The following is a 12,944-nucleotide window of genomic DNA, read 5'->3' as shown; positions in this document are numbered from 1 at the left end:
GGTGCAAAAAGTGGAGGGTAGGCGGAAGGACCTACCCTCCACTCTTTGACTCGAATGGATGTTACTTGACCGAAGCGCCGACAAGGTTGAGGCCGGTGGTGCCAATACCGTGGGCACCCACAACCTTGTCCCCGTTGATGCCGGTGATCATCGTGCGGTGGAAGAGCGGGAAGAGCGGAGCCTCATCGGCGATAAGATCCTGCGCCTCGCCCCACAGCTTCTTCGCTTCGTCACCAGAGGCCTGCTCGGCACCGGTCACGATCTCGGAGAGCTTGGCGAACTGCTCGGGCGCGGAGTTGGCCCACTGCGTACGCTTCTGGGTCCACACGTTGTCGCCGTACCACCAGTTGATGATGATGCCCGGGTCGGAACCGAAGACCGACGGATCGCCCGGTGCGAGGGCGACGTCGAAGGTCGGGTTGTCGACGTCGGCGAAGTTCGCGTAGAGGTCACCCGAGGCCATCGACTGAACGTTGACGGTCAGGCCAGCGGCCTCGAGATCCTGGCGGATCTGCGGGGCGAGGTTGGCGATCCACGGGTGATCGGTGGTGATGAGGGTGATCTCCTTCAGGCCGGCGGCTTCGAAGGCAGCCTTAGCCTTGGCCGTGTCATAGGTGAACTGCTCGGCAGCCTCCTTGTGCATCGGGTTGGCAGCGGGCAGGAAGGAGGTGGCAACGGTCGCGTCGCCGCCCATCACGTCGTTGACCAGCTTCGCACGGTCGATCGCGTAGTGGAAGGCCTTGCGGACGTCCTTGTTGTCGAACGGAGCCTTGGAGGTGTTGAACATCAGGAACGGGTTGTTGTAGCCCGGAACCTCGTCCAGGGTCCAGCCGGCGGCTGCGAGCTGATCCTTGGTGGCCGACGGGACGGTCTCCATCACGTCGATGGTGCCACCGAGGGCGGCAGCCAGACGGGCCGCGTCGTCCTTGAGGACATCCCAGTGGATCTTCTCAACGGTGGCGGGCTTGGAGCCATTGTAGTGCTCGTTCGGGACGGCCTCGATCGCGGTGTTGGTGATCGACTCGTACTTGTACGGGCCGGTGCCGATCGGCTTGGCGGTCATCTCTTCCTGCGTGGAGGCCGCGGGGACGATCTTCACATCGACAAAGCGCTCAGCGACGGCGGCGAAGGGGTACTTCGTCTTGATCGTGATCGTCTTGTCATCCTTCGCCTCGACCGAATCGACGAAGCTGAAGAACTGCTTGTAGATCGAGGTGTCGGCCGTCGTGCGGGCATAGGACTCGAGCACGTCAGCCGTGGTGACGTCGGTGCCATCCGAGAACTTCGCGCCGTCGCGCAGGGTGACCTCGTACTCGGTGTCCGAAACCTTGACCGGATCGCCGGCAGCCAGGGCCGGGAAGAGCTCGTAGTTGGACATGTCGAACTCGTACAGACCCTCAACGACGTGCCAGTTCGCACCCATGGCCAGAGCCGAGGAGGTGGTGGACGGATCGTAGTTCGTGGTCTCGTAGGCGACACCCAGGTTCAGCTGACCGGACGGGGCCCCACCTGTGGAGGTGTTCGAATCGGTGGTCCCGGACGATGACGGCGTCTGCGAGCTTCCTCCGCCACAGGCGGCCAGGGCGAGCGTGGTGGCGGCAGCGACAGCCGTCAACTTCGCCCAGCGCTTTGTAGAACGCATGTTGTTTCCTCTCCATTGAGTTAAATGTGAAGCGCCAACGCTTCTCATCGGGTACACTCATCGTATGTTGTCTGACAAGTCCGCGCAAGTGCTTTTAAGTAAGTACTCCCCGACAACGATGCCGGGGAAGAGCGCCATTCCAACCACGAACCGCTCATCAGCCACGATCGATGCCGTCAAGTCCTATATCATCCAACACGACCTCAAGCCCGGAGATCCGCTTCCCACCGAAGCGGCCCTGTGCGAGGCGCTCGGCGTTTCGCGTTCCTCCGTGCGCGAGGCCCTGCGCAAGCTCGAGGCGCTCGACATCATCCGCGTCCACCAGGGCCGGGGCTCCTTCGTGGGCGACATGTCGCTCGAGCCGATGGTCGAAACCCTCGTGTTGCGCTTCGCCCTCGACCGGGCCTCGGGCACGGAGTCGCTGCGCCAGGTGGTCTCCACGCGGCGCTTCCTCGACCTGGGCGTCGCCGTTGCGGTAACCACCGCGATGAAAGGCACCGCCAACCCGGAGCTGCACCGGCTGGTTGAGCGCATGGTGGAGAAGGCCTCCCGCGGGGAGCGGTACATGGAAGAGGACAGCGCCTTCCACAACGGGATCATGGCCTACCTGGATAACGAGCTGATCTCCCAGCTCAACGCGGCGATGTGGCTCATCCACCAAACCTTCATCCCCGATCTGGACGTGGAACAGGACGACGGGCTGCTCCAGACCGCGCGCGCCCACGAGCGCATGCTCCTCACGGCCGAGGCCGGCGACGAGGCGGCCTACCGCCAGGCGGTCATCGACCACTACGCCCCGCTCGCCGACATCCTCGAGATGAGCTAACCGCCGCGCGGCACGAAGGCGGACCCGTGGCGAGCCGACAAAGGACGGCGTCGCGCAGGCCGGCAAGGGGCGACGCCGAGCGGGTCTGTTCGCGCGTGATGGCGCTGTGTCCGGACAGTGTCGGCGCGGTCGATTAGACTGGACACACAGACGAACGGAGGACCTCATGCTTTCCACTCTTGCCCGCCCGCTGCTCGCGGCGCCCTTCGTGGCCGCCGGTATCGACGCGATCCGTAAGCCCGCCGGCCACCGTGCCGCCGCCGAACGCATCCTCGGGGTGCTCGAGCGGGCGGGCGTGCCCACGAAGGACATCCCGGTTGACGTGCTGACCCGCGTCACGGGTGCGGTCTTCACTGTTGCCGGCGTTTCGCTCGCGCGCGGGCGCATGCCGCGCTCTACCGCCCTCATGCTGGGCGCGATGCAGATCCCGATGTCGCTGGGCCGCAACCCGTTCTGGGAGCAGTCTGGGCCCGCGCGTCGTGCCTCTCTTTCGGCGCTGGTTGCCGACGCCGGCCTCATCGGTGGCGCCCTCATCGCCTCGACCGACCGGGGCGGCAGGCCCTCGCTCGGCTGGCGCGCCTCCACGTGGGCGAAGGACGTCTCCGAGAACGCCCACATCGGTACCAGCCGGTGACGTGGCCGGCCCCCGCGTCGGGCCCTGCCCACGCCACGTTCTCCATCCCCGGCTCGAAGTCGCTGACGAACCGGTACCTCGTGCTTGCCGCCCTGGGCGATGAGCCGACCGTGATTCGCCACCCGCTGGTGGCGCGCGACACCGAGCTCATGGCCGGCGCCCTTGAGGCGCTGGGCGCGCGGGTGGTGCGCGGCGGCGATGCGTGGCGCGTGGAGCCGGGCCCGTTCCGGGGCGGGCGCATCGAGTGCGGGCTTGCCGGCACGGTTATGCGCTTCATTCCGCCGCTCGCCGCGCTGGCGGGTGATCCCGTGGTTCTCGACGGCGACCGGGCGGCCCGTGTGCGGCCGATGGGCGCGATCGTGGAAGCACTGGGCAGGCTCGGGGCGCGCGTGGAAGCCGGCGAGCACGAAGGCTCCCCCGTTTTGCCACTGACCGTGCACGGGACTGGCCGCGTGGCCGGCGGCCAGCTCGATATCGACGCCTCGGCCTCCTCCCAGTTTGTTTCCGCCCTGCTGCTCGCCGCGCCTCGGATGGAGCGCGGCCTCGACCTGCGCCACGTGGGCGCTAGCCTCCCGTCGGCACCGCACATCGCGATGACGGTGGAGGTCCTACGCGAGGCGGGGATCGAGGTCGTGGACGAGGGGCAGCGTTGGGTGGTCTCCCCCGGCGTACCCAGACTGGGCGAGGTGGCGATCGAGCCAGACCTTTCGAACGCGGGGGCATTCCTCGCCGCCGCGATGGTGACCGGCGGAACCGTGCGCGTGGAGCGCTGGCCGGGGGCGACCACGCAGCCGGGGGATGCCTACCGTCGGATCTTTACCCAGATGGGCGGGCGGGCGCGCCTGGAGGGCGGCACACTGGAGCTGACCGGGCCGGAGCGCATCGTGCCGTTTGATGCCGACATGAAGGACGTGGGCGAGCTCGTGCCAACCGTGGCCGCCGTCGCCGCGTTTGCCGGCGGCACGTCGCGCCTGCGCAACATCGGCCAGCTGCGCGGGCATGAGACGAACCGGCTCGCGGCGCTCGTGACCGAGCTTGGCCGCGCTGAGATTTCGGCCCGCGAGGAGGGCGATGACCTGGTGATCGAAGGCGGGGCCGGGCGCCCCGCCACGTTCGACACGTACGACGACCACCGGATGGCCACGTTCGCCGCGCTCCTCGGGCTACGCCTGGAGGGCTCGCGCGTCCAGAACGTGGAGACGACAGCGAAGACACTGCCGGGCTTCGTTGCGATGTGGGAAGGGGCGTTCGGGCATGTCGAGGCGTGACATCGGCACGGACGACCACCGGGTGCGGGTGCGCCCGGGCAAGGGCTCGCGCCCGCGCACGAAGATCCGGCCCGACTACAGCCAGGCCGCGCGCGCCCGAGTCTACCGGGTGGATCGCGGGCGCTATCACGTCACGCTCGAGGACGGAACAAAGGTGACGGCCGTCAAGGCCAAGGAGCTGGCACGCGGTGCGATCGTGGTGGGCGACATCGTGGCCCTCACGGGCGACCTGTCGGGTCGGAAGGACACGCTCGCCCGGATCGTCCAGGTGGACCCGCGCAAGACGGCCCTGCGGCGCACGGCCGAGGAGTCGGAGGCGGCAGGTACCGAGCGGGTCATCGTGGCGAACGCCGACCAGCTGGTCATCGTCACGGCGCTCGCCCAACCCGAGCCGCGCCCCGGCATGATCGACCGCTGCCTCGTAGCCGCCTACGACGCCGACATGCACCCGATCCTGCTGCTCACCAAGTCGGATCTGGCCAGCCCCCAGGCGCTGCTCGACCTGTATGCCGACCTCGACCTCGACATCTACACCTCCACGATCGACGAGAAGCGCGAGACGTCGGACGTGGGTGAGATTGCCGCTGCGCTAGAAGGCCACGTGTCGGTGCTGGTGGGGCACTCGGGGGTAGGGAAGTCGACGCTCATCAACGCACTCGTGCCGAGCGCCGAGCGCGAGACCGGGCACGTGAACGAGGTGACGGGACGCGGGCGGCACACGTCGACGTCGGCGATGGCCTTCGGCCTCGAGGGCGGCGGCGTGGTCATCGATACGCCAGGCGTGCGCACGTTCGGCCTCGCGCACGTCGAGGCCGAGGACCTGCTGCGCGGGTTCCCGGATCTGCGCGAGGCGGCCGAAGACTGTCCGCGCGGTTGCCCGCACGAGCCCGGCGCGCTCGAATGCGCGCTCGAAGAGGTGGAAGGCGAGCGGCTCATGGCCCGTGTTGAGTCCTTCCACCGCCTGCTCGATTCACGCCAGAAGATGGACCCCCACTGGGCCTAGCCACACCGGGCGGGCCTGGTGGCCGGGGCGTAACCGGCATGGCGGCGTCGTGCGCGGGGCTCGATGGGCGCGCGGGGCGTGCGAAAGCCAATCAGCGGCTATGCTTGGGGCATGCAACCACGTTACGCCGATGACCTGCAGGTGGCCCTCGGGATCGCCGACCGGGTCGATGTCCTTACCCTCGAGCGCTTTCGGGCCGCCGACCTGCGGGTCGAGACCAAGCCCGACATGACCCCCGTCTCTGACGCCGACCGCGCCGCCGAGCGCCTCATTCGCGACATGTTGCGCCAGTTCCGTTCGCGCGACGGCGTGACGGGCGAGGAGGAGGCCCCGGTGGAGGGCCTGTCGGGGCGGCGGTGGATCATCGACCCGATCGATGGCACGAAGAATTACGTGCGCGGCGTGCCGGTGTGGGCCACGCTCATCGCGCTGGAGGACAACGGGGCGATCGTGCTCGGCATCGTCTCAGCCCCAGCGCTCAAGCAACGCTGGTTTGCGGCGAAGGGCCTGGGAGCCTACGCGGGGCGGTCGGCGGCTGCGGCGCGGCGCATCCACGTGTCGCAGGTGGGGCGGGTCTCAGACGCGTCGCTGTCCTATTCGTCGCTGGATGGCTGGTCGGATCGCAACCAGCTGCGCGCCTTTTTGCGCCTGGCTCAGACCTGCTGGCGCACGCGCGCCTTCGGCGACTTTTGGTCGTACATGCTGGTGGCCGAGGGCGCGGTGGATATCGCGAGCGAGCCGGAGCTCAACCTGTATGACATGGCCGCGCTCGTGCCGATCGTGACCGAGGCCGGCGGGCGCTTCACTTCGCTCGAGGGCGAGGATGGGCCGTGGGGGCACAACGCGATCGCCACGAACGGCCACCTTCACAACCCCGCCCTCGAGATCCTCAATTCCGTGCGGGATTAAGCGGTTTCTGCCGCCGGCGGGGCGTGCGGAGAAAAAGTTGTCGGAGGGGACCGCTAGCCTGAAGACATGAGGTTTTTACATACGGCCGATTGGCACCTGGGCCGGGAAATGCACGGTGCCGATCTCACCCCTGCCTTTGAGCAGTGGGCCGATCACGTGGTCGATCTCGTGGCGGCGGAGAGTGTGGATGCGCTCTTCATTTCAGGTGACGTGTTTGACCGCAGCGTCCCGCCCGTCACCATGGTGGAGCTGCTGTCTGACACGCTTGGGCGCCTGCTCGAGCACACGCGGGTGATCATGACCAGCGGCAACCACGATTCGCCCCAGCGCCTCGGCTTCCTGTCAGGTTTGGTGCGGGATCGGCTGCATATCTGTACCGATTCGCGCCGCGCCCACGTCCCCGTGGTGATGGACGACGACACCGGGGGCGCCCTCATCTACCCCATCCCCTACTTAGATCCGCCCACGGAGCGGGAGAAGCTGGCCGGGGATGAGGTGCTCGAACGCAGCCACATGGCGGTTAACACCGAGATGCTGGCCCGCGTGGAGGCGGACATGAAGCGGCGCGGGGGCAACCCGTACCGGGTGGTGCTCTCCCATTCGTTCGTCATCGGCGCGCAACCCACGGAGTCGGAGCGGGATATCTCGGTGGGCGGGGCGGATTCGATCCCCTCGCACCTGTTCCGCCTGGGCGGGCTCACGGATTACGTGGCCCTCGGCCACATCCACGGCCCGCAACGGGTGGGCACGGAGGGCGATCCGCTCATGCGCTATTCGGGCTCGCCCATCGCCTTTTCCTTCTCCGAGGAAAAGCACGTCAAATCCTCCGTGCTGCTCGATACCCAAAGCGGGGGCGTGGAGCTCATCCCTGCGCCCGTATACCGGCCGCTTGCCACGTTGGAGGACACGCTGGAAAACCTGCTGTCGGTAAAGTACGCGGCGTTTGGCGATTACTTCGTGCGCATCCGAGTCACGGATCCGGACAGGCCGGCCGATCTGTACGCCAAGCTCAAGGCGCGCTTTGCGCACATGCTCGTGCTCGAACACGTGAGTGAGGCCACGGCCGTCACGCTGAGGGAGCTGGCCGAGATCCGTTCCAACCCGCTGGCCGTCATGCGCGAATTCTTTGCGCATGCGGGAGGGCGGGAACTGACCGAGATGGAGGACCAGCTCGTGGCCGATACGTGGGAGAAGGTGAGGGCCTGATGCAGTTCCGGCACCTGACTTTCAGTGCGATCGGCCCATTCCCGGGCACGCACACGATCAACTTTGATGACCTGACGGCCTCCGGCCTGTTCCTTTTTGACGGGCCCACGGGCGCCGGGAAGTCCTCAATTATCGACGCGATCGTCTTCGCCCTGTACGGGGACGTGGCGGGAAGCGACTCGGATCGGTCCCGCATGCGCTCCAGCTACGCGCCCGGCACCGTGGAGTCGGTGGTGGAGCTCGTGTTCACCATCGCCTCGGGCACGTACCGCGTGCGGCGCACGCCCGCCTACCTCAAGCAGAAGGTGCGCGGGGAGGGCACCACGCCCATAGGCGCCACCGCACACCTGTGGCGCATGTCCGAGGCGGCCGTGGAGGCGAAGAAGTGGGAGGCCGGGGAGATCCTCGGCTCGAAGATCTCACAGGTGGATGCCGAGCTGGAGGGGCTTTTGGGGCTCACGCGCGAACAGTTCGTGCAAACCGTGGTGCTCCCCCAGGGTCAGTTCGCTCAGTTCTTGAAGATGAAGTCCACCGAGCGGGCGGCTCTGCTCGAAACCCTGTTCAACACCAGCGATTACAAGCGTTTCGCCTACGCCCTGGAGGATGCGGCGAAGGAGGCACGCGGAAAGGTCAAGGCCGCCTCGGAGGAGGCCATCCGCGCCTTGCACTCCTGGCTTGATATCGACGGGGTGGCCGAACAGTTCCCCCACCTGGTCCAGCTCGTCCTCGAGCCGGACGATGAGGCGCCGCTCGAGGCGATCGCGGAAGCCGACCACGTGCTTGGCCAGGCGTGGGCGGCGGCCTCGGAGCTGACCGTCGAGGTCGGCGCCGCCGCCCGGCAGGCCGCTCAGGCCCTGCAGCAGGCGGAGATCCTCACCGCCGCCATCGCCGAACGGGGTCGGCTGGTGGCCGAGCGCGCAGTGCTGGCCGAGCGTGCGCCACGCATCGAGGAGGCGCGGGCGAAGATCGCCGCCCACGAATCGGTGGCACTCGCCATCGACCGCCTGAACCGGGAGGACTCGGCGCGGGAGGCGCTGTCTGCTATCGCGCTGCCCGCGGGCATGGCGTCCGCGGGGGCGTCCGGGCCGGATGCGGCTGCTACGGAGCCGTCGGCTACGGGTGCGGTGGGCACACCAGCCGCGGGGGCTGCGACCGTCACGGATATTGACTCGCTCGCCAGCGCTATCGCGGCACAGGAGGGCGTGCTGGAGGCCGCCGAATCTGTCATCGATTCCTGCGATGCGGAACTGGCCGGGATCAACACCCAGCTCGGCGCGCTCGCGGAGCTGGCCGCACTCGAGGCCGGCCTGTCGCAGCGCCGAGAGGAACTGGCCGGTCTTGAAAAGGAGGCAGAGGCACTGCAAGCGAGGGCTGCCGAGCTCGATGAACAGCTTGCCGCCTACCCTTCGCGCGCCGCCGAATTCGACTCCGCGCTCCAGGCCAAGCGCACACTTGCCGCCACCGCCCCGGTCATCACGGAAAAGCTTGCCTCCCAGCAAGCGGCCCAAGCCACGGCCACGAAGCTCACGGACGTTGAGGGCACGCTCGAGCGGGCGCGCGGGACCCTGGTGAAGGCCGCCGCCGCGCACTCGGCCCAACGCGAGAAATTAAATGCCACCACGGAGGCCTGGCGCAGATCGATGGCTTCCAACCTAGCCAGCACGCTGAGCGAATCTGAGCCGTGCCCCGTTTGCGGTTCCACCGAGCACCCCGCTCCGGCCGCCCCAGCGGCGGATTCGGCCACGCTCGAGCAGGTCCAGGCCGAGGAGGCGGCGCTCGCGCCGCTGGCCGCCGCACTTGACCAAGCGAACCAAAAGGTCACGGCCCTGTCCAGCTCTGCCGAAGCGTTGCGTTCCCAGCTGGGCGACGCCACGCCCGAGTCGATCGCGGCCACGATTGTTGCTCTCACGGCTGACCTGGCAAAGGCCAGCGCTGCCGAAAAGAACGCGGCGGCGATGGAGGCCGAGCGCGCGGCGCTGGAGGACGCCCAGGCCAAGCAACGTCTGGCACTGGGGCAGGTCCGGGAGGATCAGCGAGCGCTGACCGAACGTACCGCAAGCGCCAGCCAGATGCTCGGGGCCGATACCGCGCGCGTCTCCGACGCGCGCGGGGAATTCCCCAGCGTTCATGACCGCCAGGCCGCGCTTGGCCGGCAGCGCGAACAGCTCAGCAGCTTGCGCGCAGTGGCAACGACGGCGGCATCTGCGGCCCGCTCGCTCGAAGAGGCCCGCGCCGCGGCGTCCGAGGCGCTCGCTGCCGCGCACGTCACCGCCGCGCAGGCCCGCGCAAGCCACCTCCCCCGTCCCACGCTCACAGCGCTGAAGAAGGAGGTAGAGGACCACGCGGCCCAGTGCGCAAGCATCGAAGGCCAACTGGCCAGCGAACGGCTGCAGGTTGAGGGCCAGGAGGTGGACCTGGAGGCCGCCCGGCGAGCCGATGCCGCCGCGCGGGAGGCGGTCTCCCAGGCCAACCGTGCCGAGGCGATCGCCTCACAGCGGATGACCGCCTCGAATGGGCACCTCGCTCGGCTACACGCCGCCCATCGGGACTGGAAGAGGATCAGCGATGCGGCCGGGCCGGCCGTCCGGCTGGCGGATCTGGCGAACGCCGGGTCGATGTCGCTCAGCCGCGTCAAGCTCACGGTGTGGGTGCTTCTGCGCCGCTTCGAGCAGATCGTCGAGCGAGCCAACGAGCACCTCGCCCGCTTCTCCTTCGGCCGCTACGAGCTACGCCGGGCCGACGAGGGGCGCGGGGAGCTTAAGTCGGGCCTCGGGCTCGAGGTGGTCCATCACGACTCCGGCCCTGGCGGCGACCACGTCCGCTCCCCCGGCACCCTCTCGGGCGGCGAGACCTTCTACACCTCGCTCGCCCTCGCGCTCGCCCTGTCCGAAGTGGTGCAGGCGGAGAACGGCGGGATCCGCATTGACACGCTCTTGATCGACGAGGGCTTCGGCAGCCTGTCGAGCGACTACCTGCAAACGGTCATGGACACACTCGGGCAGCTGCGAGCGGACGGGCGCACGGTGGGCGTGGTCTCCCACGTGGAGGAACTCAAGGCCATGATCCCCGATCGGGTCACGGTCAAGCCGCTCGACCGCGGGGGCTCCACGATGAGCGTCTCCGCGTAGGCCGGTCGCGGAGCATGAACCCTTCCCGGTTCTGACTCGCGGTCCCACCCGGCAGGCGCAAAACCCGGGCCCTAGGCGCCCGGCTCGACCAGTGCGCCTGCCTCAAGTTCGGCGGCCAGGTCGGCGCGCTCGATGACGTCGTACCAGAGCAGGTCGATGTCACCGGTTGCCGCGAAGGCCGCCTCCTCACCGGCGATGGCACGGGAGACGAGCTCCTCGTATCCCGGTTCATCCACGAGGATGGTCTCCACGTCCCCCCACTCCACGGAAGCGGTGAGCCGGCGGGCAGTGGGGAGCTCGGCCGCGTGCTCTAGCGCACGGCCGGGCACCTCGGCCACGCACACCATCCGGCGGCGCGCCTGACGGCCGGCAAGCAGGCGGAGCGAGTCGTCAGCGGCGGCAAGGGTGGCGATCATTTCCCACCCCTCGTCGTCCTCCCGTGGCACGGTCCGCTTGAGTTCGGGTGTGACGGCGTGAACCAGCCGGGGCTCGATGGCCGCGGCGAGGTCCTCGGGCGTGAGCGGAATGTAGATGCGCATAGACACATCCTAAACCGCCGCGCCCGCTGACGCGCTCGCCTGATGCCCCCGCCGCTATGCGCCCGCGGCGCCGATGACCTCCCACAGGGCCCGCACGTCCTTGGCATAGCCAGAACGCGGGTAGGTACCCACCATGTCGCGGGCCTGGAGCTCGCAGCGTTCGAGGCGCCGCCGATCAGCGCGCAGGAAGTGAATCGGCACGGGTGCGTCGGCGAGGAGCGAGAGGACCTTCGCCTTACCGTCCACGCCCAGTCCGTGCTCGGAGAGGAGGACCACCCCGTGGTGCTCGCCAAGCCTGTCACTGCCCAGGGCGTCGAGGTGTTCGAGGAAGCGCCGCAACCCCACGGGCGTGCCGGCGCCCACGTGCACCACCACGTCCGCCGCCTCCACGGCCGAGCGGGTGGCGGCGTGGCGGTCCTCGCGGGAGGGCCGCGCCTCCATCCCACCGGAAAGGTCCACGATCACCGCGTCCGCGGATGCGGCGAGCGGCTCCCACATGCGCTCGACCACCACCCGGGGCAACTCCCTCCAGCGCTCGCCAGTATTAAGGCCGGCAAGTAGGCGGCCAGGCTTATCAGCCCCGCGCCCGGGCAGCTCCACCAGCACCGCGTCGATGAGCTCGGCCGGGTCCTTGCCCCGCTCGATGTGCCGGGCGAGGGCCACGATGGCAGACGTCTCCTCCAGCCCGTAGAGCTGGGACAGGCTGGGGCGGTGGGTGTCGGCGTCGACCACCACGACGTTCGGGGCAACCGCCGCGAGGTCTCGCACGAGCGCCGATCGCCCCACGCTCCCGCCCGGCCCCCACACGGCGATGATCCGGCCCCGCCGCATCGGTGCCGCCACGGGTTCAACGGGCGTGGACCCGCGCACGAAGTCCACCATCTCCGACTCGGCCACGGGCACCGCGCCGAGCGCGTTGATGGCCGTGACCGGCCGGAAGGACGGCACCACACCCACGCGCGCGCCGGCGGCGGCGAGCCGGGTGACGGCCGAGAGGTCGAGCGCGGGATCGTCGCCCAGCAACACGATCTTGCCCAGGTTGGCCTCAACCCCGGCGATGACCTCGGCCAGGTCGGCACACCGGCGGGCGATGCGGACCTCCTCGCCGAACGCCGCCAGGCCGCGCACCACCTGCTCCTCAAGCTGGGCGGGCAAACATAGGAGGATCATTGGCCGGCCTTCCCCACGAGCACCAGCCCGTCCTGGGTGCCGAGCACCTCGAGGATCCCGGGCACGTCGGCTGGCGCCACCCGGATCTGGGCGGCGGTCTGCGAGCCCACGCCCCCGACCTCCACGGAAACGATCACCGCGCCCTGCGCGATGAGCCTCGCCCCCGAGGCCGTGTTGATGGTCGCGTTCTGCACGCGCCACACATCCACCTGCGACCCCACCCCCACGCTCGAGGCGGGCGCCACGAGCAGCGGGATGGTCACGTCGGCAAGCGCGCCTGGCTGGCCGAGGGCGGAGGTCGGGAGAAGATCGCCGGGCTGAAGAGCGTGAGTTGCCACGGCGCCGTCGGGAATCTGCCCGCTCCTCACGTACTCGGCCCCCACGCGCTCGGGCAGCTCCACCACTGTGAACTGGCTCTCACTTAGCACACTACCCTCCGCGACCGGGGCGCTCGCGCGCAGTAACGGGACAGAGGATTCCCCACCCAGCACGACCGAGCCCGCGAGCCCGCCACCCGCAATGAGAAGCACTCCAATGGCCAGCCGCGGATCCTTCCACGGTAGATATTTCGATATCGTCATGGCTCAACCGTTGCATATTTCGCGAAAATCGTTCACAG

Annotated in this window: 11 protein-coding genes; 7 read left to right on the top strand and 4 right to left on the bottom strand. The window is 68.7% G+C overall.

Annotated elements, in window-relative coordinates; genetic code table 11:
* Positions 1–61: 61 nt before the first annotated feature.
* Entirely contained in the window at positions 62–1,642 is a 1,581-nt protein-coding gene (locus AQZ59_RS04185; RefSeq protein ID WP_062613415.1) for an ABC transporter substrate-binding protein, read from the bottom strand.
* Between the two features lie 64 nt (positions 1,643–1,706).
* Here AQZ59_RS04185 and AQZ59_RS04180 point away from each other — a divergent pair, with 64 nt between their 5' ends.
* The 7 genes from AQZ59_RS04180 to AQZ59_RS04150 all read left to right on the top strand — a co-directional run bounded on the left by AQZ59_RS04180 (position 1,707) and on the right by AQZ59_RS04150 (position 10,616).
* Positions 1,707–2,468, top strand: a complete 762-nt coding sequence (locus tag AQZ59_RS04180) for a FadR/GntR family transcriptional regulator (RefSeq protein ID WP_062613414.1) — start codon at positions 1,707–1,709, stop codon at positions 2,466–2,468.
* Positions 2,469–2,634: 166 nt separating this feature from the next.
* Complete coding sequence (locus AQZ59_RS04175; protein ID WP_062613413.1) at positions 2,635–3,102, top strand: DoxX family membrane protein; 468 nt, start codon at positions 2,635–2,637, stop codon at positions 3,100–3,102.
* Complete coding sequence (gene aroA, locus AQZ59_RS04170) at positions 3,099–4,370, top strand: 3-phosphoshikimate 1-carboxyvinyltransferase (protein WP_062613412.1); 1,272 nt, start codon at positions 3,099–3,101, stop codon at positions 4,368–4,370. Before AQZ59_RS04175 ends, aroA begins: the two co-directional genes overlap by 4 nt.
* Positions 4,357–5,373: a ribosome small subunit-dependent GTPase A gene (gene rsgA / locus AQZ59_RS04165; RefSeq protein WP_062613411.1), complete on the top strand. Its 1,017-nt coding sequence runs from the start codon at positions 4,357–4,359 to the stop codon at positions 5,371–5,373. Before aroA ends, rsgA begins: the two co-directional genes overlap by 14 nt.
* A 111-nt stretch (positions 5,374–5,484) precedes the next feature.
* The gene (gene hisN, locus AQZ59_RS04160; RefSeq protein WP_062613410.1) at positions 5,485–6,282 is read left to right on the top strand and encodes a histidinol-phosphatase; all 798 of its coding nucleotides are present in this window, start codon (positions 5,485–5,487) and stop codon (positions 6,280–6,282) included.
* Positions 6,283–6,348: 66 nt separating this feature from the next.
* The gene (locus tag AQZ59_RS04155; protein ID WP_070447836.1) at positions 6,349–7,488 is read left to right on the top strand and encodes an exonuclease SbcCD subunit D; all 1,140 of its coding nucleotides are present in this window, start codon (positions 6,349–6,351) and stop codon (positions 7,486–7,488) included.
* Positions 7,488–10,616 carry an AAA family ATPase gene (locus AQZ59_RS04150; RefSeq protein ID WP_062613408.1) on the top strand — a complete coding sequence of 1,043 codons (3,129 nt, stop codon included), beginning with the start codon at positions 7,488–7,490 and terminating at the stop codon, positions 10,614–10,616. The genes AQZ59_RS04155 and AQZ59_RS04150 overlap by 1 nt, the downstream gene beginning before the upstream one ends.
* Positions 10,617–10,687: 71 nt before the next feature.
* Here AQZ59_RS04150 and AQZ59_RS04145 read toward each other — a convergent pair whose 3' ends face one another.
* From AQZ59_RS04145 to AQZ59_RS04135, 3 genes are read right to left on the bottom strand one after another with little or no spacing between them, the layout of a single operon-like run.
* Positions 10,688–11,155, bottom strand: a complete 468-nt coding sequence (locus AQZ59_RS04145) for a DUF6912 family protein (RefSeq protein WP_062613407.1) — start codon at positions 11,153–11,155, stop codon at positions 10,688–10,690.
* Positions 11,156–11,209: 54 nt separating this feature from the next.
* Entirely contained in the window at positions 11,210–12,325 is a 1,116-nt protein-coding gene (locus tag AQZ59_RS04140) for a hypothetical protein (RefSeq protein ID WP_143601997.1), read from the bottom strand.
* The gene (locus AQZ59_RS04135) at positions 12,322–12,906 is read right to left on the bottom strand and encodes an SAF domain-containing protein (protein ID WP_143601995.1); all 585 of its coding nucleotides are present in this window, start codon (positions 12,904–12,906) and stop codon (positions 12,322–12,324) included. Before AQZ59_RS04135 ends, AQZ59_RS04140 begins: the two co-directional genes overlap by 4 nt.
* Between the last annotated feature and the right edge of the window lie 38 nt (positions 12,907–12,944).

Origin of the sequence: Trueperella bernardiae (genome assembly GCF_001469025.1) — a bacterium.
Classification (GTDB): Bacteria; Actinomycetota; Actinomycetes; order Actinomycetales; family Actinomycetaceae; genus Trueperella; species Trueperella bernardiae.
This window is presented reverse-complemented; position numbering and strand designations above follow the sequence as displayed.

What these genes read in the sequence shown, in the direction of transcription:
- AQZ59_RS04185 (WP_062613415.1), bottom strand. Translation starts at nt 1,642, where the DNA reads ATGCGTTCTACAAAGCGCTGGGCGAAGTTGACGGCTGTCGCTGCCGCC.
- AQZ59_RS04180 (WP_062613414.1), top strand. Translation starts at nt 1,707, where the DNA reads ATGTTGTCTGACAAGTCCGCGCAAGTGCTTTTAAGTAAGTACTCCCCG.
- AQZ59_RS04175 (WP_062613413.1), top strand. Translation starts at nt 2,635, where the DNA reads ATGCTTTCCACTCTTGCCCGCCCGCTGCTCGCGGCGCCCTTCGTGGCC.
- rsgA (WP_062613411.1), top strand. Translation starts at nt 4,357, where the DNA reads ATGTCGAGGCGTGACATCGGCACGGACGACCACCGGGTGCGGGTGCGC.
- hisN (WP_062613410.1), top strand. Translation starts at nt 5,485, where the DNA reads ATGCAACCACGTTACGCCGATGACCTGCAGGTGGCCCTCGGGATCGCC.
- AQZ59_RS04155 (WP_070447836.1), top strand. Translation starts at nt 6,349, where the DNA reads ATGAGGTTTTTACATACGGCCGATTGGCACCTGGGCCGGGAAATGCAC.
- AQZ59_RS04150 (WP_062613408.1), top strand. Translation starts at nt 7,488, where the DNA reads ATGCAGTTCCGGCACCTGACTTTCAGTGCGATCGGCCCATTCCCGGGC.
- AQZ59_RS04145 (WP_062613407.1), bottom strand. Translation starts at nt 11,155, where the DNA reads ATGCGCATCTACATTCCGCTCACGCCCGAGGACCTCGCCGCGGCCATC.
- AQZ59_RS04140 (WP_143601997.1), bottom strand. Translation starts at nt 12,325, where the DNA reads ATGATCCTCCTATGTTTGCCCGCCCAGCTTGAGGAGCAGGTGGTGCGC.
- AQZ59_RS04135 (WP_143601995.1), bottom strand. Translation starts at nt 12,906, where the DNA reads ATGACGATATCGAAATATCTACCGTGGAAGGATCCGCGGCTGGCCATT.